This window comes from Myroides injenensis M09-0166 (genome assembly GCF_000246945.1).
Lineage (GTDB): Bacteria > Bacteroidota > Bacteroidia > Flavobacteriales > Flavobacteriaceae > Flavobacterium > Flavobacterium injenense.
In genome coordinates, this window is record NZ_BAEX01000051.1 from 1 (window position 1) to 24,818 (window position 24,818).

General features: G+C 30.8%; 23 protein-coding genes. 3 read left to right on the top strand and 20 right to left on the bottom strand.

Annotated features, from left to right (window positions below; all coding sequences use genetic code 11):
- Nucleotides 1-37: 37 nt before the first annotated feature.
- The 16 genes from RH98_RS09365 to RH98_RS09440 all read right to left on the bottom strand — a co-directional run bounded on the left by RH98_RS09365 (nucleotide 38) and on the right by RH98_RS09440 (nucleotide 20,469).
- On the bottom strand, nucleotides 38-1,927 hold the full coding sequence (locus RH98_RS09365; protein ID WP_010253560.1) for a DUF349 domain-containing protein: 1,890 nt from the start codon (nucleotides 1,925-1,927) through the stop codon (nucleotides 38-40).
- Between the two features lie 252 nt (nucleotides 1,928-2,179).
- Nucleotides 2,180-2,917, bottom strand: a complete 738-nt coding sequence (locus RH98_RS09370) for a shikimate dehydrogenase family protein (protein ID WP_010253562.1) — start codon at nucleotides 2,915-2,917, stop codon at nucleotides 2,180-2,182.
- Nucleotides 2,918-2,966: 49 nt separating this feature from the next.
- Entirely contained in the window at nucleotides 2,967-4,367 is a 1,401-nt protein-coding gene (locus RH98_RS09375) for a tetratricopeptide repeat protein (protein WP_010253564.1), read from the bottom strand.
- 146 nt (nucleotides 4,368-4,513) lie between these two features.
- On the bottom strand, nucleotides 4,514-5,707 hold the full coding sequence (locus tag RH98_RS09380) for an aspartate aminotransferase family protein (RefSeq protein ID WP_010253569.1): 1,194 nt from the start codon (nucleotides 5,705-5,707) through the stop codon (nucleotides 4,514-4,516).
- A gap of 1 nt (nucleotide 5,708) precedes the next feature.
- Entirely contained in the window at nucleotides 5,709-7,472 is a 1,764-nt protein-coding gene (locus RH98_RS09385) for an OstA-like protein (protein ID WP_010253572.1), read from the bottom strand.
- Nucleotides 7,473-7,588: 116 nt separating this feature from the next.
- Complete coding sequence (locus RH98_RS09390) at nucleotides 7,589-8,860, bottom strand: adenylosuccinate synthase (protein WP_010253575.1); 1,272 nt, start codon at nucleotides 8,858-8,860, stop codon at nucleotides 7,589-7,591.
- A gap of 26 nt (nucleotides 8,861-8,886) precedes the next feature.
- Nucleotides 8,887-9,357, bottom strand: a complete 471-nt coding sequence (locus RH98_RS09395; protein WP_010253577.1) for a Fur family transcriptional regulator — start codon at nucleotides 9,355-9,357, stop codon at nucleotides 8,887-8,889.
- A gap of 167 nt (nucleotides 9,358-9,524) precedes the next feature.
- On the bottom strand, nucleotides 9,525-11,741 hold the full coding sequence (locus RH98_RS09400) for a RelA/SpoT family protein (RefSeq protein WP_010253579.1): 2,217 nt from the start codon (nucleotides 11,739-11,741) through the stop codon (nucleotides 9,525-9,527).
- 678 nt (nucleotides 11,742-12,419) lie between these two features.
- Entirely contained in the window at nucleotides 12,420-13,070 is a 651-nt protein-coding gene (locus RH98_RS09405) for a hypothetical protein (protein WP_010253581.1), read from the bottom strand.
- 299 nt (nucleotides 13,071-13,369) lie between these two features.
- Complete coding sequence (locus RH98_RS09410; RefSeq protein ID WP_010253582.1) at nucleotides 13,370-14,167, bottom strand: TrmH family RNA methyltransferase; 798 nt, start codon at nucleotides 14,165-14,167, stop codon at nucleotides 13,370-13,372.
- Nucleotide 14,168: 1 nt separating this feature from the next.
- The gene (locus RH98_RS09415) at nucleotides 14,169-15,503 is read right to left on the bottom strand and encodes a DUF58 domain-containing protein (RefSeq protein ID WP_010253583.1); all 1,335 of its coding nucleotides are present in this window, start codon (nucleotides 15,501-15,503) and stop codon (nucleotides 14,169-14,171) included.
- Nucleotides 15,504-15,518: 15 nt separating this feature from the next.
- Nucleotides 15,519-16,517: an AAA family ATPase gene (locus RH98_RS09420; RefSeq protein ID WP_010253584.1), complete on the bottom strand. Its 999-nt coding sequence runs from the start codon at nucleotides 16,515-16,517 to the stop codon at nucleotides 15,519-15,521.
- Nucleotides 16,518-16,527: 10 nt separating this feature from the next.
- Nucleotides 16,528-17,739 carry a DUF4350 domain-containing protein gene (locus RH98_RS09425; protein WP_010253585.1) on the bottom strand — a complete coding sequence of 404 codons (1,212 nt, stop codon included), beginning with the start codon at nucleotides 17,737-17,739 and terminating at the stop codon, nucleotides 16,528-16,530.
- Nucleotide 17,740: 1 nt separating this feature from the next.
- Nucleotides 17,741-18,574, bottom strand: a complete 834-nt coding sequence (locus RH98_RS09430) for a hypothetical protein (RefSeq protein WP_010253587.1) — start codon at nucleotides 18,572-18,574, stop codon at nucleotides 17,741-17,743.
- A complete protein-coding gene (locus tag RH98_RS09435; RefSeq protein ID WP_010253588.1) occupies nucleotides 18,567-19,490 on the bottom strand; it encodes a hypothetical protein in 924 nt (307 codons plus the stop codon). Before RH98_RS09435 ends, RH98_RS09430 begins: the two co-directional genes overlap by 8 nt.
- A gap of 16 nt (nucleotides 19,491-19,506) precedes the next feature.
- Nucleotides 19,507-20,469, bottom strand: coding sequence for a stage II sporulation protein M (locus tag RH98_RS09440; protein WP_010253589.1), 963 nt, complete (start codon nucleotides 20,467-20,469; stop codon nucleotides 19,507-19,509).
- A gap of 21 nt (nucleotides 20,470-20,490) precedes the next feature.
- Between RH98_RS09440 and RH98_RS09445 the strand changes: the two genes are divergently transcribed.
- Both RH98_RS09445 and RH98_RS09450 read left to right on the top strand, forming a co-directional pair.
- Nucleotides 20,491-21,225 (top strand): RDD family protein, encoded by a 735-nt coding sequence (locus RH98_RS09445; RefSeq protein WP_010253590.1) that lies wholly within the window; start codon nucleotides 20,491-20,493, stop codon nucleotides 21,223-21,225.
- Nucleotides 21,226-21,238: 13 nt separating this feature from the next.
- Nucleotides 21,239-21,847, top strand: a complete 609-nt coding sequence (locus tag RH98_RS09450) for a trimeric intracellular cation channel family protein (RefSeq protein WP_010253591.1) — start codon at nucleotides 21,239-21,241, stop codon at nucleotides 21,845-21,847.
- Nucleotides 21,848-21,957: 110 nt separating this feature from the next.
- On the opposite strand, the gene RH98_RS09455 is transcribed toward RH98_RS09450, so the two are convergent.
- From RH98_RS09455 to RH98_RS09470, 4 genes are read right to left on the bottom strand one after another with little or no spacing between them, the layout of a single operon-like run.
- The gene (locus tag RH98_RS09455; RefSeq protein WP_026038831.1) at nucleotides 21,958-22,482 is read right to left on the bottom strand and encodes a mechanosensitive ion channel domain-containing protein; all 525 of its coding nucleotides are present in this window, start codon (nucleotides 22,480-22,482) and stop codon (nucleotides 21,958-21,960) included.
- A 6-nt stretch (nucleotides 22,483-22,488) separates the two neighbouring features.
- Nucleotides 22,489-23,076: a Maf family nucleotide pyrophosphatase gene (locus RH98_RS09460; RefSeq protein ID WP_010253593.1), complete on the bottom strand. Its 588-nt coding sequence runs from the start codon at nucleotides 23,074-23,076 to the stop codon at nucleotides 22,489-22,491.
- An 11-nt stretch (nucleotides 23,077-23,087) separates the two neighbouring features.
- The gene (locus RH98_RS09465; protein WP_010253594.1) at nucleotides 23,088-23,615 is read right to left on the bottom strand and encodes a KdsC family phosphatase; all 528 of its coding nucleotides are present in this window, start codon (nucleotides 23,613-23,615) and stop codon (nucleotides 23,088-23,090) included.
- Nucleotides 23,615-24,364, bottom strand: coding sequence for a Rossmann-like and DUF2520 domain-containing protein (locus RH98_RS09470; RefSeq protein ID WP_010253595.1), 750 nt, complete (start codon nucleotides 24,362-24,364; stop codon nucleotides 23,615-23,617). Before RH98_RS09470 ends, RH98_RS09465 begins: the two co-directional genes overlap by 1 nt.
- Before the next feature lie 59 nt (nucleotides 24,365-24,423).
- Between RH98_RS09470 and RH98_RS09475 the strand changes: the two genes are divergently transcribed.
- A complete protein-coding gene (locus RH98_RS09475) occupies nucleotides 24,424-24,813 on the top strand; it encodes a group III truncated hemoglobin (RefSeq protein WP_010253596.1) in 390 nt (129 codons plus the stop codon).
- Nucleotides 24,814-24,818: the final 5 nt, after the last annotated feature.

A 24,818-nucleotide genomic window follows, 5' to 3' on the forward strand; every position in this document is an offset into this window, starting at 1 on the left:
AGTGTTTTTTTAATGTATATATTTTATCAAGTATTTATTAATCGATGTTTTTAATTTGTTCAAGTTTGTCTTCCCAAATTTTAGAATCATCTTTTAATTTGTCGATGTTCTTTAATACTTCTTTTACAAGAGGATTATTGTCAGTAGGATTTTGTATATAAGCTAAGTTATTTTCTAACTGGCGTATATCATTATTAATTTCTTCTATTTTACGTTGAATGAAATTAACCTCTCCTTGTAATTTACGTTTATCATTAGTTTCAAGTAATGATTCTAAACGATTATTAAATTTTACTGCTTCTGTTTCTCTTTTACTAAGGTTAAGCTTATCGAATAAGACGTCAAGTACTTTATTGAATTTACCTTCTATAAAACGTTTATTTAATGGTACTCTACCTATAGATTTCCAATTGTTAATGTGGTTTTTTATTTCACTTAAGTCTGTTTTATGATCTCCAGAAAGCTCAAAACCTTTTAATAAGTCAAGATATTCTTTCTTTTTATTGAAAGCATCCATCTCTTCTTGATTTTCTTGGTTTTTAATAGCATGTAAACGGTCAAAAAAGTGATTACAAGCATCTCTGAACTCTTTCCATAATTGATCAGAATATCTTCTAGGTACATGCCCAATCGTTTTCCAATCATTCTGAATCTTCTTCATGATAGGCGTTGTAGATTGAAAATCTTCACTATCTTTTAATTCTACAGCTTTTTTAATAAGAGCAACTTTCTTAGCATAGTTTTCTTGTTGTTCTTTCTTTAATGATTTGTAAAAGGTATTCTTATGAGCATTAAAGTTTCTTGTAGCTAATTTGAATAAATTCCATACTTCTTCATTGTTTTCAATAGGAACTTTACCAATTGAAAAGAATTTATTTCTAAGTTCTTCAACTCTTGCAATTTCTTTTTGCCATTGATTGTGGTTTGTGATATTCTCTTTAGAGATGCGATCTATTTCACTAATGACAGTTACCTTTAATGTAAGGTTTTCTTTTTCTCCTGCTCGTAAGTTTTCAAATAAGACTTCTCTCTTGTCGTGAAGTTGTTTAGTAATCTCTGAGAACTTATCCCAAATTTCTTCTCTTAATTCACGTTCAACTGGTCCAATTTCTTCTCTCCATATACGATGTAGCGTCTGCAATTCTCTAAATGCTTTGATGACATCTTCTGCTTGCAGTAACTCTTCAGCACGAGCAATTATCTTTTGTTTTTGCTCTAAGTTGTATTTGAAATCTAAATCTCTTGATTCACGATCTAAATGTAATTGATCATAAAATCTTTCGATATGAAAGTGGAAGTTATTCCATACGTGATTGTATTTATCCTTAGGTATAGGACCTGCATTTTTCCATTCATCTCTTATTTCATTTAACTGTTTAAGAGCATCTGTAATGGTGTCTTTGTCATCTACTAAGTTTTTAAGCTTTTCGATAATTGCAAGTCTTTTTTCTAAATTGGTATTCAGGTTATTTTGTAATTGCTTGTGGTAAGCATTTCTTTTCGTTTTATATTCATCATAATATGAATCAAACTCATGCTTAATTGGCAAGTTGTATTCAAAGTCTATTTCTGAAGCATCTGGATTTTCTTCAAAAAAAGCTTCTTTTTTTTCCTCTATAAAGTCATTATACTTTCTGATGAAAGCTTTTTTAATTTCTTCCACATGTTCTTTTATATCGGAAACTTTGTGCAATCTAGTTAGTTTATGAAGTTCCTTACTTAATTGTTCTAAGTCAAAACTTTCATAATCTAAAAGCGGGATATTGTGTTGTTCATTTACTTCATGATCTTCACTTTCTTCAGCGTTAGATGCATTGATGGAATCTAGAGCCTTTTCTTTATCTGTTGGGACAACTTTTTTTACATCTGATTCCGGGTTTTGTCCATCTGCTGGCTCATGCAGGTTATCATTCGTGTGGTTTAACATAATTTAAAACTATTAAGTTTAACAATTAATTGTTTGTATTAAAATGCGTTATACTCAAATTTAGCAAAAAAAAATTAATTATCATTCATTTTTAACGATAACTAATCTTTATGGATAAATTAAAGTTGAATTAAGCCAGCATTTTATTTAAATAGCTGTTTTTTATAGAATTATTTTAGCTAAAACTATAATCATACTTTTAGCTGAAATAATAAATAGGTGATTATAGTATATCTTAAGGTTACCAGCAGTTTATTTATTCCAAATTTCCCATGCACGTTCTGCTTGTAAAACTAACATTTCATAACCATTTTTTGTTTTAGCTCCATGTTCTTTAGCTAATCTTAAAAAAGTAGTTTCTTCAGGATTATAAATTAAATCATACGCAATATGCTTTGGAGTGAATAATGAATAGTCTAATTGTGGTTTGTCCTTAATGTTTGGAAAAGTTCCTACAGGGGTAGTATTAATAACAATTGTATATTCACTCATAAGATTAGCATCAATATCTTCATATGTAATGACTCCTTCTTGTTTTGTTCTACTAACTAAAAGATATTGTATCTTTAATTTTGTCAAGGCATATTCAATAGCTTTACTTGCTCCTCCTGTACCTAGTATTAATGCTTTTTTATGCTGGAATTTTAATAATGGTTTTAGTGAATAATAAAACCCATACCAATCTGTGTTATATCCTTTTAATTTACCCTTTTTTGATATTTGTATGGTATTCACAGCACCAATCTTTTTGGCAATTTTAGATACTTCGTCTAGATAAGGAATGATTGCCTGTTTGTAAGGTATAGTTACATTTAAGCCTTTTATATCTTGATATTCCTCTTGTAGACTAGGGAAGAGGGTGATATTTTCTATGTCAAAATTGACATATATACTTTTATTATCTCGCTTTTTCTTGAATCTTTCTGTAAAATAATTTCGTGAGAAAGAATAATCAATATTCTTTCCTATTAGGCCATATCTTTTAGTCATGATTGTATTTCTTTATTAAAAAAAGCTATTCTAATGAATAGCTTTTTTATTATTTTCCGTATTTACTGATGATACTCTGAACGATTGGGTTTTCCCATTGTATTGGGAAATAGGTCTGCAATATAGTTCTTTTCTCGAAATCTTGTTCTAGTGCTCGCTTAAGATATTCCTCTCCTAAGTCATAAGACGAAATAGTAAAATACATTACTGCAAGTCTATATAACACTTCAGCAGCTATGTGATTTTTAGTGTATTCTGCTATTTTTAATAGACAATCTATTGCTTTGTCATAATCACCTAAGACATATAAAGTATCTGCCCAGCCAATCCAATGTTCTACTATGTAGTTACCAAGGTCTGTTGCAGTTTTGTAACCTTTTTCTGCATCAACAAAGTTTAACAAGCGCTTGTTTAACACAGCATATCTGATCCAATATTTATCGTTAAACTCATCTATATTAATAGCTTTTTGAAGATAGAATAATGCTTTTTCAAATTTTTCTTCCTTAATAGATAAATCTGTAAGCGCTATCCAACCTTTATCTAATAAAGGATCTTCATGAACTGCTCTCTTATAGTATTCCATTGCTAATGGAAAGTTCTCTAAGTTTTCATAACAACTTCCTGTACGCAATAATACATAAGAGGTAGCATCGTCTAACTCTAGCGTAATTAAATAGTTTTCTATTGCTTCAGCATACTTATGCAATTTTTCTAATGACTTACCTTTTTCAAGATAAGCTCCAACAAATTGTTCGTCAATTAGTGTAGCATACTCAAATGCCCATACTGCTTTCTTATAATTTTTTAATGCAAAGTATTGTCTACCTAGTTGGTGCCATGCTATTTCACTATAAGGTTTTTTATCTATGTAATCATTTAAGAATACAATAGCTTCATTGTTTTCGCCTAAGAAGTCAAAACAATAGATAACATTATATAAAGCAGACTGATCTTCTTCGTCGTGATTTAAACAATCGATAAAGCTTTGTTTTGCCAAGTCAATTTCATCAATTAAAAGATATTCCATACCTAGTAGAGAATATACATCTGCTAAGTCATCTGTTAAGGTTAATGCTTTTTGTAATGATGTTATTGCATCATGATGCTTTCCTTTTTTAGAATAGACAGTAGCTCTCTGTATAAAGACTTCCTCATTGGTAGGATCTATTTCTTCTATTTCGTTTAGCAATCGATCTGCGGCTTCAAGTTTATTTTGGAACACAAGCAATTCCACTTCGACAAGTTTTAGTCCTGTCGAATTAGGGTGCTGTTCTAATCCTAACTTTAAAGCTTTTTTTGCTAAGTTAAGTTTGCCAGAATCTAAATAATGGAGAATAATATTTTCAAATTCTTCAGAGTCAAAAAACAAAACTTTATTTGTTTTTAGCATCGACTCAAATCGAGAAAGAGTTAATTTGTATTCTTCTTCTTCGTTATCTAAATGCATAGTTAATTTGTTTTTTAGGTTCACACCTAAGTTTTGTTATTCAGTATAATTAAATAATAGAACAACGGGTTAAACACAATGCCAATACTATATATGACTAGTGTTGTTATATAAATATAATATTTTGTTTTGCTTAATGCAATAGATTAAAGTCCTAAATCTTTTTGTACTTCATCGAGTGCTTCAAGAATCATATCACATCCTTCTTTGATTTCTTCCTCACTAATTGTAAGTGGTGGAGTGATACGTATTGCTTTTCCTTCAAATAGTAACCAAAATAAGATAAGTCCTTTCTCTTGGCATTTCATAATGACGCGATTGGTAATATCAGCACTTAAAGTCATAGGTGCTAACATTAATCCTCGTCCTCTAATTTCGGTGATAAGTGGATGAACTAATAATTCTCTGAAGAGTTTTTCTTTTACTAGTGTTTGTTCCATAATATCAGTCTCTACAAGCTCTTTTAAAGTAGCTAAACTTGCAGCAGCAATTACAGGATGTCCTCCAAATGTAGTGATATGACCAAATTTAGGATTATCATAAAGTAAATCCATGTACTTTTCATTAGCTGTAAAAGCACCCACAGGCATTCCTCCCCCCATTCCTTTTCCCATTACGATAACATCAGGTACAACATCGTAATTTTGAAAGCCAAAAAGCTTACCTGTTCTACCGAATCCAGGTTGTATTTCATCGACAATCATTAATGCACCGACTTCTTCACAGCGTTTTTTTACTTTAGATAAAAAACCGTTAAATGGTTCTACGAAACCAGCACCTCCTTGTATTGTCTCTAAAATAATACCAGCGGTTTTAGTTGTTATTTTTTGTAAGTCTTCCTCATTGTTGAAATTAATAAAATCTACATCAGGAAGTAGTGGGCGGAAAGCTCGTTTACGCTCTTCAAATCCCATTACACTCATAGATCCCATTGTATTTCCATGATAGGCATTAAAACACGATATAAGCTGGCTTCTTCCTGTAACTCTTTTTACTAATTTTAAGGCACCTTCTGTAGCTTCAGTACCTGAATTCACTAAGTAAGTTTTGTTTAATTCAGCAGGCAAATTCTCTGCTAATAATTTACAAAATTCAACAGCTGGGTCTTGGATATATTCTCCATACACCATTACATGAGCATATTTGTCTAGCTGATCCTTAATAGCTTGCGTTACTTTTGGATGTTGATGTCCTAGTGTACACGCTGATACTCCTGCTACAAAGTCAAGATAAGCTTTATTGTTAATGTCATATATATAAGATCCTTTTGCATACGATACTTGCATAGCCAAAGGATTTGGTGATGTCTGCGCTTGATATTTATAAAAATCTTCTTTCATTTTATTTTACTTGCTTTAAATCTTGTAATTTTTGCTCTTTCTCCAGCTTTTCTTTTTTAAGGGGAACAGGTAGTTTTTCTATTTCCTCTTTTACTTGATTTTCTTTGCTTTTATTTTTATCACTTAGATTAGAAACCTCATTGTCATCTTCTACGAAATCTACTGTTTCAGGTTGTAGTTCCATGGGTTGATCATAAAGTTTTTCTCTAGCTTTTGTGTGTTTAAGAGCTTCTTTTTCTTTTTCTAGTTCTTCTTTACTGTAAATGTCTTTTAGAGAAGTTATCATTTCATCACCTCTCCAGACAAAGCCTCTTAATTTTTGTGCATTTAAGGGAAGTTCTCCATCAGGGTATAATATACTGGTAGGAGCTACCATTCGCTTAGCTGTTTTTATTTTACTATCTTCAAACATTACATTGATATGACTACAAATACCTTTGTCAATACCTATGAACTGTTTTTTCTCATCATAGGCAAAATAGATAATTTCAGCATTCTTAATAATGTCTAATTCATCAAGCTTATTATCTCTAAACTTCCCATAAAGGTTAACTCCTTTTATTTGATTAAATCCTCTATCTAAAGAATCCTTTTCAATGATAAAAGCATCACCTAGTACTTTTAGAGAATCCATTTGTTTTGTTTTTACATCACTTAAAAGGTGCATTATAGTACCCGTTAATTGATTTTTACCACTCCATAGTACAGGTTTTCCTATTAACTGAGTTAATCCAGTTAATTCACTAGAATGAATAGAATCAGCTTTTCCACTCATACTATCACGAAGTATTCTTGCTCCTTGATACGCTCTAATAATTCGTTCGTTTTCTTTTCCATTTAGTGTGATAATAGGCGCGTGTAAATATACAGAATCACCCTCTTGCATCAATCTGCTGACAAGAGGTTTAATCGTCATATAGATAGAATCTTTGTCTTTATATAGTTCACTATAATGGCTAGTAGAGACTGCTTTGTTAATAGTATCTGTGATACGTACATTATAAGAAGCAGAAGCAAAGTCTTGTAATTTGGAATAATAGATAGAGTCAGCTTCTGTTTTGACCTTATTATACCAGATATAGGAGTTCTTGACTAGCTTTCCTATATCACTCTTGACATCATAAAAACCATTCTCTGTATATATGAAATCGTCTGTGTTAGTAATTGTAGAAGGACCAAAAACATAGGCATGTTCTGGAACTTCATAAAAGTCTAAGTGATTAGTCTTTACAATTGTCTTATTTTCAGTAGTAATCGTGACAGCAGAGAAGAATTGAAACTTTTTCTCATCTGTATAATAGCGTCCTGATTTACTTTCTAGAATATTTCCTTTATTAGTTATTGTCGCGTGTGAATCGTAAAAAACTAAGTTTTTAAACCTATCGAACTTAAGAGTGTCAGTAGTTAATCTAGAGCTAGGGGAGGTGAGGACTACATCGCCTTGTGCATATGCAAATCCATTTGCCCCATTATACTCGGCATATTTACTATCCATTGTTATGGTGTCTTTCTGTACAATATGTACATCACCAAATAATTTTAGATAGTTTTCTTTTTCGAAATAATAAGCTTTATTACAATTAAGGGTCATGCCATCGTGTTCTGCAGAAACATTTCCTCTAAGTACAATAATATCCGGCCCTATTTGAGGGTCTTTGTCTCCGTAATCAAAATGGCGTATGATAATTTTATTTTGTTCGATTTCTTGACTAAATCCAGCTATTGTAAACAGTAAGAAAATCAAAGAAAAATGTAGTGCTCTCAAGTCTATAATTTTTTTCAAATTTAAGTAAAAAATACGAACAAAAATTTGAGTTAAGAATAAATTATAAAACGTGGATAGAAGCAAAAAAAAAACACTTCCGAAGAAGTGTTTCTTATTTATTTTAGAATTGTCTGAGTTCTATCTGGTCCTACCGATACGATTTTTACAGGTACTTCTAATTCTTTTTCAATGAATTCGATGTATTCTTTTAATTCGCTTGGCAATTGCTCATATGTAGTCATTCCTGTAAGGTCAGCTTTCCAACCTTTTTTCTCTACATAGATAGGCTCTACATTTTCTGGTTCTATGTTAAATGGTAAGTGATCAATCTCTTGTCCATTGTATTTGTATTTAGTACAAACTTTTAATGTGTCGAATCCAGATAATACATCACCTTTCATCATATAAAGTTCTGTAACTCCATTTACTTGAACAGCATATTTTAATGCTACAAGATCTAACCATCCACAGCGTCTAGCACGACCTGTAACAGCACCAAATTCACGACCAATTTTTGCTATTTCAGTTCCAACTTCATCAAATAATTCAGTAGGGAATGGTCCACTTCCTACACGAGTAGTATATGCTTTGAATATACCAAATACATTTTTAACTCTATTAGGTGCTACACCAAGACCTGTACAAGCTCCTGCTGCAGTAGTATTTGAAGATGTTACAAATGGATAAGTTCCAAAATCAATATCTAATAAAGAACCTTGTGCTCCTTCTGCTAAGATTGTTTTTCCTTCTTTTAGCGCATTGTGAATGTATTCTTCACTATCGATAAATTGAAGTTTTTTGATTTGCTCTACAGCTGTAAAGAATTCTTCTTCAAGTTCTTTTAGATTGTATTGCATATCTACATCATGAAACTTAATCATTGCTTCATGTTTGTCAGCTAGTGTGCGGTAGCGTTCTTTAAAATCTGCTAATTCCATATCACCAACTCTTAATCCATTTCTACCAGTTTTGTCCATATATGTTGGACCAATACCTTTTAATGTAGAACCGATTTTAGCTTTACCTTTTGCTGCTTCAGAAGCTGCATCTAACAATCTGTGCGTAGGTAAAATTAAATGAGCTTTTCTTGAAATTAATAAACGATTGTAGATGTCAATGTTGAATTTTTCTAACCCTTCAATTTCTTTCATGAAAACAACAGGGTCTATTACAACTCCGTTTCCAATAATGTTAATTGCGTCTTTGTGAAAAATTCCTGAAGGGATAGTGCGTAAAACGTGTTTAATCCCATCAAATTCTAATGTGTGTCCAGCGTTTGGTCCACCCTGAAAACGAGCGATGATATCATATTTAGAAGTTAAAACGTCAACGATTTTTCCCTTCCCTTCATCACCCCATTGTAGGCCTAGTAGTAAATCTACTGTCATTATTTGTGTTGTTAAAATGTTTCGTATTAGTTGTTGTTTGTGGTATCGCTCTCTTCCGTTGCATTTTTACGTGTTCCGTAAAAGTACAATGAATGATTATGAATTTCGATATTGAAAATCTCTTCGATTGTTTTCTTTATCGTTTGGATTCTTGGATCACAAAATTCTATTACTTCACCTGTATCTGTTAGAATGATATGGTCATGCTGTTTATCAAAGTATGACTTTTCATAATGTGCTTGATTTTGACCAAATTGGTGTCTTCTCACAAGCCCACATTCTAATAAGATCTCTATCGTATTGTATAAAGTTGCTCTACTTACACGATAGTTTTTGTTTTTCATTTTAATATACAGAGATTCAATATCGAAGTGTTCTTCGCTATCATAAATCTCTTGTAGAATAGCATATCTTTCAGGCGTTTTACGATGCCCTCTTTCTTCCAAGAACTTTGTAAATACGTTCTTAACTATTTCTTGATTTTTTTCACTTCCCATGTCAAAATATCTTAATTGCAAATATATAGCTATTTTTTTTGTTATGTACAAAAATCTCTATTGAGTGCCATTATACCGCTATAAATCTTATTTATTTTTAATTACAAATTAAAGCTATAATAGTTTAAAATGTAAGTTTTTATATTTTAATTATTATATATTATGAGTTAATTTGGATTAACACGTGTAACTTTTTCAATACCTTCAATTTTTTTGATATTACTGATCATTTTTTTCAGAATTTCATTATTAGGTACGATTACAGTAATTGACCCTTTAAAGATTCCAGCATCCTCACTTAATGATATACTGCGAATATTGACAACTTTACTTTCCATAATGATTTTAGTAATTTCAGTTGTTAATCCGGCAGAGTCTAGTCCTGTAATATTAATTGTCGCTTCAAAATTCATTGCGCTAGAAGAGTCTATCCATTGTGCAGGTAGTATTCTATACGCATAATTTGAACGCATACTAATAGCATTAGGGCAATCAGTGCGGTGTACTTTTATCCCCTCATTAATTGTTACAAAACCAAATACATCATCTCCTGCAATAGGGTTACAGCACGTCGCTAATTTGTAATCTAACTTCTCTTTATCTTTACCAAATACTAATAAATCAGGTACTTTACCATCTACAGTTTCTGTTGCTGCAGGAATAGATGGCGCACGTTTAATAGTTTTCTTAAAGAAGCTAAACAGCGAATTATTTCTATTTGCTGCATATTCTTTTAATTGAGTATTGTCAATAATACCAGCACCTACACGATAAAACAAGTCTTGACTAGTCTTAAGTTTAAATTGACTAACCATTTCATTTACTACTTTTTCGTCTAAAGTAATTTTTAAGTGTTTTAATTTTCGTTGTAACTGCTCTTTTCCTTCATCAGCTATTTTTTTAGTGTCTTCGTTTAAGGCACTTTTAATTTTATTTCTAGCTCTAGATGTTGTTACGTATTCTAGCCAACTAGGACTCGGTTTCTTATTCTCTGAAGTAATTACCTCTACTTGATCTCCGCTGACTAACACGTGATTTAATGGTACTAATCTTCCATTTACTCTAGTTCCTCGCGTGCGAAGACCTACTTCTGAGTGAATCGAAAAAGCAAAATCTAACGCTGTAGCCCCTTTTGGTAGTGACTTGATTTCCCCTTTAGGAGTGAAGATATAGATCTCTTTTGCATATAAGCTTAGTTTGAAATCTTCTACAAAATCAACGGCATCAGTTTCTGCATTTTCTAACGCTTCTTTAAGTTGATTTAACCAAATATCAAGACTATTTTCTTCCGAAATTCCTTGTTTATATTTATAATGAGCCGCATATCCTTTTTCTGCAATCTCATTCATTCGCTCACTACGGATCTGAATTTCTACCCATCTACCTTTTGGCCCCATCACCGTAATGTGTAGCGCCTCGTATCCAGTACTTTTAGGTGCGGATATCCAATCTCTTAATCGGTTAGGGCTAGGTCTAAAGTGGTCAGTTACGATTGAATATATTTTCCAAGCAATGAATTTTTCATCATGGGGATTGGATTTGTATATAATACGCAAGGCAAACTTATCGTATACTTCATCAAAAGTAACGTTCTGAGCTTTCATTTTTCGACGAATAGAATAAATCGATTTTGGGCGTCCCTTCATCGAATAATCAATATGCTCTTCGTCAAGTGATTCTTTTAAAATATCCGCAACAGAGGTGATATAAGCTTCTTGTTCCTCTTTGGACTCTTTCATCCTATTAGTAATATCTTGATAGATTCGAGGTTCTGTATATTTTAAACCTAAATCCTCGAGTTTAGTCTTGATATTAAATAGTCCTAGTCGATGCGCAAGAGGAGCATAGATGTATAAGGTTTCTGATGCAATTTTGGCTTGTTTGTAATCTACCATGCTTTCCATCGTCTGCATATTGTGAAGACGGTCAGCAATTTTTATTAAGATTACACGTACATCATCGTTTAATGTCAATAACATCTTACGATAATTTTCTGCCTGCATTGAGATATGTGGGTCTGGCTCTAAAAGTGCCATTTTTGTTAATCCCTCCACGATTTTTGCAATCTTAGGATTAAACCATTGCTCAATTTGTTTTACAGTAATGTCTGTGTCTTCTACAACATCGTGTAGTAAAGCAGCAGCAATAGAAGTTGCTCCCAAACCAATTTCTGAAGCTACTATTTTCGCTACAGCTATTGGATGGAATATATAAGCCTCCCCTGATTTACGACGTTGATCTTTATGCGCCTCTACTGCAACATCAAATGCTTTTCGTATAAGCTTTTTGTCATCATCGCTTAGGGTTTGATAACTTATTTTTAGAAGCTCCTTGTACTCTTTTGCAATCGCTTTGTTCTCTAATTCAATTTCTTCCTCTGTCATATATTGGTCGCTACTTATTGTCTTTATTAGTTGTATTAAATATAAGGAAATTTCATAAAATTTACGACATTCCAATTGTTAAAATATAAATACTATAAATATCTGTAAATCATTTTCTATACTTAGAAATTATTTATAAAAAAAAGAGAGTGGAAGCTTATTATAGTATTTCTTGATTTATATAATCGGTATTATATCAGGTAGATATAGTTCAAACTACAAAAGTAGTAATTCCTTTACTCCTTTCTAAAGTGAATTATTCCCTTAAATATAACTTTAAAAAAGATTTTCTTCATTCAAAAGATAAATAATAATTGTACTAGCGAAAAAAAGAAGGAGGGAAGTTTACTTTTTAAAAGATTCTATTAACTAATCTCTGTGGGTAGTCTACTAGTAGGCTGGTGATGTTCTTCGGGAAAACACCTTTCAGCGCGCAGAAGTAGTGTGCTTTTCCGCAACCTTCCCGAACAAATGACTTTTGTTGGTTATTTAATGGTTTGATATTTAGTTGTTTGCGTTTTATGTGTAGGTAAATAAAAGAATAAAATGGAAGAAAAGGGAAATATTTTCAATGGAGTTTTAAAATTTTGCTATAAGTATTTCCTATTTAGCCGTTTAATGTATTTATTAAGTGTGTTTCTTGTTTTGAGTTATCTCATTTTATTTCCCATTGTATACCTAATAATTATCAATGATATAATCAAAAAAATACCAGAATAGACAAGAGATTATTCCTATTAATAATATATAGGGTACATGTATCCGAATGTGTTTAGGGTAAAAATGAACTCTAGTATTGTTTATAGTTGTTTTTCGGTATAGAATATGAAGTCCTGCAATAATACCAATAATACTTCCTAATAGTGCTAATACATAGATAATTATCAACCAAGTCCTATTGTCTGCTATTTTTCTGTGTTGCTTAATTAATAACTTAGTTTTTTGATTAAGCAAATTATCATAATCTACTACTACTTGTCGTTTTTTTAATATTTCTCTAGCAATAGCGTAGTCTAATGGGCTACACGATGATCTATCTGAAATTAACTCCAAGAGTTCCTTATCGGTATTCTCGTGTAAGTAATAATCTGTAGGGATACTCGCAAAGGGAAGTATCACAAATTGTTTTTCAATTTCTTTTATTTTTTGCAGATCTGTCTGTTTTACAAATAAGCTATATGTTAAAGGGTGGTTGGCTGTTGCCGAAATAAGATTATTATTTTCTTCAATTATGTAAGAGAGAGCTCGTTTATCTAATTCATAAATAAGATCCATTAAGTCATATTTATTATCGTATTCTCGGTATAACATATAATCAATATCATTCATCTCTACACTGCTAATTATGAGCTTATTTCTGTGTTTTTTCTTTATTAAAGATAGGAAGTATTTTTGGGATAAGTAATATGTTATAAAATTTCTTTTGAAACAAAAGGTTGATAGGTGGAATAATAATGTTTAAAATCTAATTGGTCAAAAATAAATTACCTTTAGAAAAGTAAAAAATGATGCTGTAGTTTTAGGTAGGGGAGTTGTACTCTTTTTATGAAAAGTAAAAAGAAGTATGTCTTGCTAGATAGTGATTAGCAATTATACATCTAAGCATAACTGCTAATCGCCTTGTTATATTATTTAAAATCTCTTTGTCTTTTTGCTTCGAATAGTAAGATAGCTGCTGCCACAGACACGTTCATGGAATCAATCATTCCACTCATCGGGATGATAATATTTTTAGTGCTTGCATCTCTCCATTGTTGCGTTAGCCCAGTAGCTTCAGTTCCAACTACAAATGCTGTAGGAATGCTATAATTTTGAGTGTGATAAGAAGTAGAATCTTGCAAAGTAGCACAATAAATATTGATACTTTTATCTTTTAAGAATTCGATAGCTTCTTCTGTAGTAGCCATAGCTATTTGATTCGTAAATACGCACCCTACACTTGAGCGAATTATATTAGGGTTGTATAGGTCACTACGAGGATTAGCAATAATTACAGCATCTATATTAGCCGCGTCTGCAGTACGCAATATTGCACCTATATTACCTGGCTTTTCTGGTGCTTCAGCAACTAAAATGATAGGATTGTCAGATAACTTTAAATCTGTAAGAGCTAAAGATTTTGTCTTAGCGATTGCAATTACTCCTTCAGTGGTATCGCGATAGGCAAGTTTATGGTAAACGTCTTTAGAAATCTCAATTACCTCAGTCGTATTACTAATAAAGGGTCTGATATCGTTGATAGAAATAATATCAGAGTAAAATAAAAGTGTAGTAATATCGTAGCCTCCTTTTGTAGCAAGTTCTATTTCTCGTAGCCCTTCAATGATAAAAAGACCAGATTGTTTTCTATTTCTAGATTTTTCTTGTAGTTGAACAATGCTTTTTATAAATGAGTTTTGAGGGCTATCTATTTTTTTTGTAATCATGTTATAGGGAACCTTTTGCCTTGATTTCTAGGTATTTATTTATAGTGTTAATCGATAAATCTTCTGGTTTGGTCAATACAGATTGAATACCATATTTAGTCAATTCATTGACGATTAAACGTTTTTCAAAGTTAAATTTTTCTGCTATTACTTTGTCAAATATCTCATCTATATTTTTTGCTTTCTTTTTAGTCAATGCTGTTAGTTCAGTATTCTCAAAAAACACTACTACTAATACGTGATTTTTTGCAATTGCTCTAAGGTATGGCAATTGTCTTTTGAGGCTAGATAGCGATTCAAAGTTTGTGTATAAAATTAGTAAACTACGGTGTGTTATCTTATGCTTTATTTGTGCATATAGTTTTCCAAAATCACTCTCTTTAAAATTCGTTTGAACGTTATAGAGCTGTTCCATTATTTTGGAGAGGTGAGATTTTTTACTATCAGCAGGTACTACATTCTCTATTGATCTAGAAAATGTCATTAATCCTACTCGGTCATTTTTCTTAAGAATAACATTTGATAATGCTAGTGAAGAATTAATTGCATAATCAAGTAGCGACATCCCGTCAAAAGGCATCTGCATTACACGTCCCTTATCTATTAAGCTATAGATAGTCTCAGTATTTTCGTCTTGATATTGATTGACCATCAACTCCCTTTTTTTGGCAGTAGCTTTCCAGTTGATTGTGCGAATATCATCGCCTAATACATATTCTTTTATTTGTTCAAATTCTGTTGTATTTCCTATTTTACGCAATTTTTTCAGACCAAATGCAAATTTGTTTTTTGAAAAGGCAATAAGGTCATATTTTCTCATTTGAATGAATGATGGATAACATGACAATTCTTGTTGATCAGAAAATATAAATCTTCTTGATATAAGTTTTAAGGGACTACTAGCGTAAACATTTAGTTTGCCAAAACTATAATTACCTCTTGTCTTTGGGCATAAATGATAAACAATAGTATTTTCTTGTTTAGCAGTTATTGTTTTATAAATTTCGAAGTCACGTTTTTGAAATTGAAAAGGTATTTCATCTATTATTTCAAAATTGGCAGTGAAATTATAATTATTTTGCAGTGTAATATAGATAGGGTTCTCATCTCCATTAGAAAGTTTTTCAGGTAAGTTTCGAGTGGCTTTTATTTTGTTTTTTCCAGAAAATAGAAGTGTGATATCTACTAATAACATTGCTAAAAACAATAGAAATATGCCCCAAACAACATTGTATATTATTGGAAAAATAAAGGCAACAATAAATAAGGCTATTAATATACCTAAGCCTACATATACTCTTTTTAATAAGTAAAGTTGTTTGAAAAATCGAAGCATAATTTTCTATTTGTACTATCTTGGAATATCGATAGATTCTACAATTTGACTAATAATATCTTTTGCAGTAACACCTTCCATTTCACGTTCAGGAGATACAATTACTCTATGTTGCAACACAGGATAAGAGGCTTCTTTTATATCTTCAGGGGTTACAAAATCACGATTATTAATAGCTGCAAAACCTTTTGCGGCGTTTAATATCGCAATAGAAGCACGTGGAGATGCCCCGAGATATAATAACGGATTAGTACGTGTATTAGCGACAATTTTAGCAATGTATTCTATTAGCTTTTCCTCTACAATAATTTGTTTTATTAAGTGTTGGAACGCTATGATTTCAGCTGGTGTAATTACTTTTTGTATTTGCTGTAATTTAGTTTCGCTTAGTAAATTGTGCTCTTTTAATATAATGCTAATTTCTTCCTCAAGGCTTGGATAATCAATATTGATCTTAAATAGAAAACGGTCAAGTTGTGCTTCTGGTAATCGATAAGTTCCTTCTTGTTCTACTGGGTTCTGAGTAGCAATTACAATAAAAGGAGCTTGCATAATATAAGTTTGTCCATCTATCGTAATCTGTCTTTCTTCCATTACTTCAAATAATGCTGCTTGCGTTTTGGCAGGAGCACGGTTAATCTCATCGATTAAGACAAGGTTCGAAAAGATAGGTCCTTTTTTAAATTCAAATTCAGATTTCTGCATATTGAAAACTGAAGTTCCTAATATATCTGATGGCATTAAATCAGGAGTGAATTGAATTCTACTAAAATCCATATCAATTGTATGTGCTAATATTTTTGCAGATAACGTCTTCGCTACCCCAGGTACTCCTTCTAATAAGATATGACCATTAGCAAGGAGGGCTACAATAATTTGATCGATGGTTTTATCTTGTCCAACAATAACTTTATGAATTTCATTTTTAATTGCTGCAACTTTTTCACTTAGATTTGATAAATCTATTCTTGATTCAAATTCTAAGTTTTCTGAATTGATAGGTGTGTTTTCCATAGTATATTTTTTAATCTAAGATTTTCTCAATTATTTTATTTAAAGTAACTAGTAAGTCTTCTGAAGCATAATTAGGCGAGGCTCTAAATTTTTCTATAAAAGCTACAAATTTCTTAATATCTTCTTTATCTTTTTTCGTTTTCAGATGTAATGATTCAATGAATTTATCATCTAATTTAGTAGTGTCTATATAATAAAGGCGTCTTATTTTTTCAAGGGCATAAATGATGCTCTTATTAATAATATCGTGATAATCTTTATTCTGGATATATAAATTAGATACTGTTTTAGTGAAATCCACTGTTGTATTTGGCAAAGGAGTGATAATTGGTATAATTCTTTGTTTCCTTTTTGCGGTAAAGAAAACAAAAACAACAATGCTAATTAAAAAGAAATACCATGCCCAACGCAGTGCATCATTTTGCAAAATATAACGCAGTACATTATAAGACTCATTTTCATCACTTAGTGTATCTACAAAAACGTAAGTTTTATCATTCGTTAAATAAGATAATACGCTCTCGACGTATAAGTGATTGTTACTTTCGAGCAGATTGTAATTTGTAAAAATAATAGGGTCTATTCCTAATATTAAAGATCCTTTACCTTGTTTTATGCGTATAAGATTAGGTAATTTCTTATTATTAATTGTTTTATATCCTAATACCTCTATTTTATCTCTTTCCTTATCAGGTATTAAGAAGTAATAATAGTTGTTATTACTCTTAATATTAAATTTCTGTGATGTTAAATTTTTATTGGTTAACTCAAGTGTTATTTCATTTTCACTTAGTCCATCATCTTCTATAGTTGGAGCACTATATTCTAGAGAGATACCAAGTGTATCAATAATGTTATAATTAAAATAAGTCTGTATAATTATAACATTATTTCCTCCTTTTATATAATCACTTAAATGCTTAGCGGCGAATTCATCATAGTAATTATATCCTTTTATGCTTAATATGTTTGTAGGGACAAGTGTATCGTAATGTTTATTACTTAATATTTCGAAAATATTATCGCTGATACGTATGACTGAATCATTACGGAGTAAACCATCGAGTTCTTGGTCTAATATATAGGTACCATAAGGTATCTTATCGTTTCTACTGTATGTGTCGCGCCAATCAATAGGTTTTTTTCTATTTCCTTCAATAAAGAAGATAATACCTATTAATATGATGAATAAAAACAATAGTTTTTTTAGCGTACTGTTCATATTATTTAGGTTTTAAAATAGAGTCAAACGAAGTTTTTGCTTTTGAAAATTCTTCAAAAGTAATGTCGTGTTCACCATACCATATATTGTTATACAGATATGACAAATATTGGAATTGAGCTTTAGTTTCTAGTTCCGTAATTTCTTTTACGTAGTCAGAGTTTGTTTTCTCAATATTCCACACAATATGATTTTGTTCCTGCAACCTTTGTAATAACCATAAATAGTAAAAACGAATTGCTAAACGATAGGCATTATCTTTTATTGTTTTTTCAATTAGTAAATCGAAATTTACATTTTCAATATTTTGTTCTATATCTTCTACATTTATTTCTAGCTTTTTGGCTTTCTTTTTAAACAACCAATAGATATCTTTTTGTATAAAAGCACGTATTATATAGTAGAGTAAAAGTAGAATCACGGCTACCCCCATAAAACGCATAGCTATCGTAAAATAATTGTCAACTTTATGATTAACGTTGAATTGTCTGAGAAAATTAGTGAGTGCGTCATCAAGTGCACGTTTAAAACGTTTCCACAAACTATCTTTTGGTCTATTATCGTTGTAATCGAATTCTGCGCTTTCTTTATATTTCTTTTTGAAATTAGAAGTGAACTTTTTTAAAATTATTGAATCATTTGTATCAACTTTAAAAGGTAAATCATAAGTATTTGTGTCTCTATAATTCTCTACTTCTTTTAAGGGAGGTTCTAATTCACTAGAATATAAACTATCCGCTTCAATCACTAATTCTTCTTCTTGCAGAGTTTGTGCAAGAAGAGGAAATAATGAAATAAAGAATAGAAATAATATGTAACTAAGTTTTTTATTCATCTGCATGCGATCCTATACTGTCAATCTCATTATGAGTAGTGTGATTTTCTTTTTGTTCTCTACAACTATAGTAAATAAGCCCTTGGTTTATTAGCATTATATTATTGACAATTATTCCTATTAGAAAAGCAAATAATAGTATAATAATTAGTAGAATTTTATATGTTGGACTTAATGAAACATCATTTGAAGATGTTAAATCAAATCCAACTATATATATTTGAATAAATACAGTAGGGATAGAAGAAATTACTTGTCCAATTATATAGAAGATAATTGTCGTTCCTATAATTTGTCCAAGATTACTTTTAATCATATTAAATGCTATACCTAAGGAAGCAAAAAAAGGTGTTCGTCTTGTCAGGTATTCATAAAAAGCAAGACTTGTAAATGCAAAAAATGCAGGGATTAATACGATTAATAGAGGTATCCCTATTAGCAGAAATACAAGTAGAACGCTAATAAAAAATACGATACCAAATAAGGGTAATACAATGAAAGTTATTCCTAAAAAGAAAACAATTAATCTCCCAATATTTTGTTTTAATAAACTTTTAATATGATTAGCATCTTTATAATTATCTGGATAATCTACCATAGTTTTTAGGTAGAGTATAGGGTAGGCATAGGATATTAAACTAAAGATAATAGTAACAATCATAGCAATTGCTCCTAGGCTTAAGCCAAGAGCAAAATTGTCTTCAAAGAAAGTATCTAAACTATCTCCTGTATTTGATGCTTTAGTAGCCTCAAAAAATATTTCGGAAAGGAAATACATGCAAAAGATAAGTATCAGTATAAAAACTCCACAGATCGTTAGGTAATTCTTAGTATATGTTTTCCATTCTTGTTTTAAGAATGAAAAAGTATCATTGATATAGTCGCTAAAAGCTCTCTTCTTAAATAGTTTAAACATTGGATTTCAGTATATATTAAGCAAACATTTTTTTATAAACTTTTCGAGGATAAATAAAAAAGTAATAGATGATAAGAAATAAAGTACCAAAAATGATGATGTAATTTAGTACATCTGGCATCTCTTTAGCATATCTAGTTACAAAGCCTTCTATGAACCCTGCAAATATTGTGAAAGGTACGGTAGCTACAAATATTTTCAAACCGTTTTTAAACCCTATTTTTAGTGAATTTATACGAGAAAAAGTTTTAGGAAACAGAATACTGCCTCCAAGTATGAATCCTGCAAAAGCTTCCACTACCATACCAGTGATTTCCATAGCGCCATGCAACCATATTCCACGAAAACTATCCATAAATGCATTTTCTTTAATAAACAAATATTGAAATGCACCTAGCATTATCCCATTGTATAAAAGAAAAATAAGTGTACCTAAACCAGCAAATATGCCATATAAAAAGAAACGTAATCCTACGTAAAGGTTATTAAATGTAATAGCTATAAAACTCCCCCAATTACTTCCTGATTTGTAAATTCCCATAGCGTCATCATTTTGTATATTGTCTAGAGTGAGATTGACATAGTAATCTCCTAGAATTAATCTAATAAAGTTTAGATCATAATGAGCTGAAACTACACCTATTGCAACGATTATTGCGAAAGTTAGAAGTGTGAAATGCATATAGTTTTTATGTTCGTAAACTATAAGGGGAACTTCTGTTTTGAAAAAATGTACAACTCTATTTTCTTCTATGCGTTTAGTTTTGTAAATTTTTTGATAAGTTTGTCCTGCTAAATTATTTAGATATTGTGTAACTTTACTCTTCGGATAAAAAGTCTGTGCATACGATAAGTCATTCATAATCTGAATGTACATGTCAGCTAAATAATCAGGCTTGTGGTATGTATTTGAATAAATAGCATTTTCAAATTCTAACCATTGTTCTTTATTATGTTTGATAAAGGCAACTTCTCTCATTAATGAGGTAATATTAATTTTATGGCTAATTTAACAATAAATACCACACAAAATATTAATATAGATTTTAAAAATGCGTCTATAGGTGAACGTATTTTAGCATTTTTGTTAGATAGTGTCTTTAAAATCTTGTATTTAATCGCTATTTTTTATGTTTTAGTAAAATCAAAAATAATTGAAGGTTTCTCAGATGATTGGTCTAGAGGAGCTTTTATATTAATAGTATGTTTACCTGTTATTTTGTATACCCTATTTTTTGAAGTTATTTTACAAGGAGCAACTCCTGGTAAACGTATTATGAAAATTAGAGTAATTAAGATTGATGGATATCAGGCAACGATTGCTGATTATTTTATACGATGGATAATGCGATTGGTAGATATTTATATAGTTAGTGCCTTTATTGGAGTAATTGCTATTGTTTCTTCCAAAAAAAATCAGAGGTTAGGAGATATGTTAGCTGGTACGGCTGTAATTTCGACTAAGGAAAGAATTGGTTTATCTGCAACAATATTCCAAGAAGTAGAATCAGAGTATGTACCTGTATTTCCGCAAGTATTGACATTAACGGATAACGATATTCGTATTGTAAAAGAAACTCTTCTTAATTATAAAACAAATAGAGATGCGCGCTTACTTGAGCGATTGTGTGATAAGTTAATATCTGTTTTAGGAGTAAATAAACGGGACTTGTCAAATCAAGAGTTTATCGAATTAGTATTAAAAGACTATAATTATTTAGCATCAAGAGTATAATCCCATTTTTTTAATGTACAGTTTTTTTGATATTTTAGACTTGCTCGGAACATTAGCATTTGCAATTTCTGGAGCATTAGCAGGTCGTGAGCGCAAGTTGGACCTATTTGGTATGACCATTTTAGCCTTTGCAACAGCCATTGGTGGAGGTACGATAAGAGATATGATGATTGGTTTTACCCCTGTAATGTGGTTAACTAATTTGAGCTATTTCTATGTTACTCTACTAGGTGTGGTAATGGCTATTGTATTTTATCAAAAGTTTGCATTTTTGCGTTATTCTTTATTTTTATTTGATACGATTGGTATTGCGGTATTTACTTTAATAGGTATTGAAAAGGGAATGCGTATAGGATTGCACCCTATAATATGTATTACTCTAGGTACAATTACAGCATGTTTTGGTGGAGTAATACGCGATATTTTAGCTAATAGAATTCCCCTTATATTCCAGAAGGAAATTTATGCAACAGCTTGTATAGTAGGAGGAGGAATGTATTATGTATTACTTCATTTTAATAGTAATAAAGACTTTTTGTACTTAGCTACTGCATTAACAATTATCATTGTTAGAATATTAGCAGTAAAGTATAAATGGAGATTACCGTTTGCTCACGATTAGCAAAAAAAAAGAAAAGCTATTTATAGAATTTCTCCTATAAATAGCTTTATAAACCACTACCATTTCGGCTATTAAAACCAAAATGATAATAACAAATTCTGTGCCATTAATTAGATTATTGGATCATCACTAGATTTGTTTTTTTCAACTATGACTATACCTTTTTGTAATAATAAGTTATTAGGATATGAAATCTTTTCTCCTTCAGTAGTTAGGAATATTGTACAAAAAGCTTTTATATCTAATATTTCTGCTTCAAAAGGAAAATCTTTATCTTGAATTTTAATAACATCTCCAATTTTAAAAGGAAAAGAAAAGAAAAGTAAAATACCAGCAGTAATATTACTCAGTAATGACCACTGTGCAAACATAGCAACACCAATAACTGTAAATACAGATGTTAATGTTAATAATACGTTGTCGGGTTTTACTCCCCATATCGTTAAAATAAAGACTACAAATATTAAAGTAAGTAAAGTGTTGAATAGTCTAATAACAGTATTAACTCTACTATCTCTCCTGCCTACTTTAGTAGAGAAAGATCGGATAATGTAGTATAATAACTTTTTTGATGGCAAGTATAATAAAACCGTAATCATGGTCGCTATTATTTCTGAATAGTATTCTCTTAGCATTGTTTATTATTCTTTGATGAAATTTATTAATTCATTTATTAGTTCGTAAGTTGGAAGTCCTACTATATTAGTATACGAGCCTTCTATTTTACTGATACCTATTAATCCTATCCACTCTTGGATTCCATAAGCACCAGCCTTGTCATAAGGTTTATAAGTATCTATATAAAAGTAGAGTGCTTCATCAGAAATCGGACCAAAAGTAACTCTAGTTGTACAATTAAACGTTTTTATCTTTGATTTACTTCTCAAACAAACAGAACTAATTACTTCATGTTCTTTATTGCACATTTCTTTTAGCATTTGATATGCTTCTGATCTGTCTTTTGGTTTTCCTAGTGATTGATTGTTATTCCAGACTGTTGTATCACTAGTGATTAAGATTTCTTTATCATCCTCAAGCTCTATAGCATTAGATTTTAATTGCGCGATAAAATCGGTTATTTCCTCTTTTTGCAAATGGATAGGGTAGTCCTCTTCAATATCTGATGCTCTTACCGTAAAATCTAAACCTAATTCTTTTAAGTATTGTTTACGACGAGGTGAATTAGAACCTAATACAATTTTATAATCTTTAAATATATTTGATAGCATAAGTTGTGCGATTAATCAAATTTAGCATCAAAATGTTGAAACCATTTATGTTGGGTTTTCATAATTTGTTCAATTACATCTCTTACTGCGCCACGACCACCATTAAGATGTGATACATATTTTGAAATTCCTTTAATCTCTTGTACTGCGTCTTGTGGACAAGTTGGTAACGCTACTAATTGCATAACGTGGTAATCAGGAATATCATCGCCCATATATAAAATATTATCAGGATTGATATTATATTTTTGAATGTACTCGTTATATACTTTTACTTTATCACTTACCCCTAAGTGAATTTCTTTTATTCCTAGGTTTTTAAATCTGGTATAAACACCTTCATTGCTTCCCCCTGAAATAATACAAACATTATATCCATTTTCTACTGCAGCCTTCATTGCGTATCCATCTCTGATAAACATTGTTCTTAATAATTGACCGTCTTGAGAGATATTTACAGATCCATCTGTTAGTACACCATCTACATCAAAAATAAATGTAGTGATGTCATTCATTATTTCTTTAAAATGTTTAGACATTATTTTTTAAGTATTGATTTTGTAATTAAGTTATAAATCTCTTTTTTATTAGCATCTTTTAATAGCTCTTGATGTTGCTCGATCGTTTGTAAGTCACGTCTAGCAGCAGGACCAGTTTGCGCTTCAAGAGGGGATAAGTGTTCTATTTTTTTTGTTGTTTCAAATATTAATGGTTTTAATATTTCGAAAGGTACACTGTTTTCTTTGCAAATTTCTTCTCCTAATACAAACATGTGATTTGCAAAATTATTAACGAAAACCGCAGCTAGATGTATTGCTTTACGTTGTTCAGAATTAATCTTATATACCTTTTCTGAAAACTTGACTGCTAGATTTTCCAAAGTTTTAAAATCGTTAGGGTTACTAGCTTCTAGACAAAAAGGTATCTCTGAAAAGTCTAAAGATTTATCAAAAGAAAAAGATTGCAACATATAAAAGACACCTTTTCTATCAGTGTTTTTTATTACAGATAGAGGCATGGTACCAGATGTGTGTATTAATAGTTGATTCTCAAGTGGAAAACTAGAAGTAACCTCTTCTATAGCATTATCACTTACTGCAATAATAAAAATATCAGCAGGTTTTAAATCCTTAATATCATTTACTATTTTTGCTTCATCTACAACTTCCTTAATTTTGTTGGAATTTCTTGCATATATTTGTTGAAGCTGAAGGTTGTCGTGCTCTAATATATTTAGAATTAAGTGTTTGGCAACTTTGCCTGCTCCTAAAATTGTGATTGTAGTCATAATGCTAATATATAGATTTGGTTTATATTTATGCGTGTATAAAATTAAAGATAATTATTGTGAAAACTGATATAAAGACTCTAGAAGATATAAAATTGTTAGTAGATACTTTCTATGGACGTGTACAAGATAATGAACTCATTGGTCCTATTTTTAATGAAAAATTAGAAGGTAAATGGCCAGCACATCTAGAAAAGATGTATGCTTTTTGGCAGACTATATTGTTAGATGAATATACTTATCAAGGTAAGCCGTTTCCGCCTCATGCAAAATTACCTGTGGAAGGGGAACACTTTGAAACTTGGAAGAAAATATTTAATTCAACAGTAGATGAATTATTTGAAGGAACGGTCGCTGAAGAGGCTAAATGGCGCGCAGAGCGAATGGCAGCAATGTTCCTAAGTAAAATTGAATATTTCAGAGAATACACTGGTAAAACTGTATTGTAAAATAT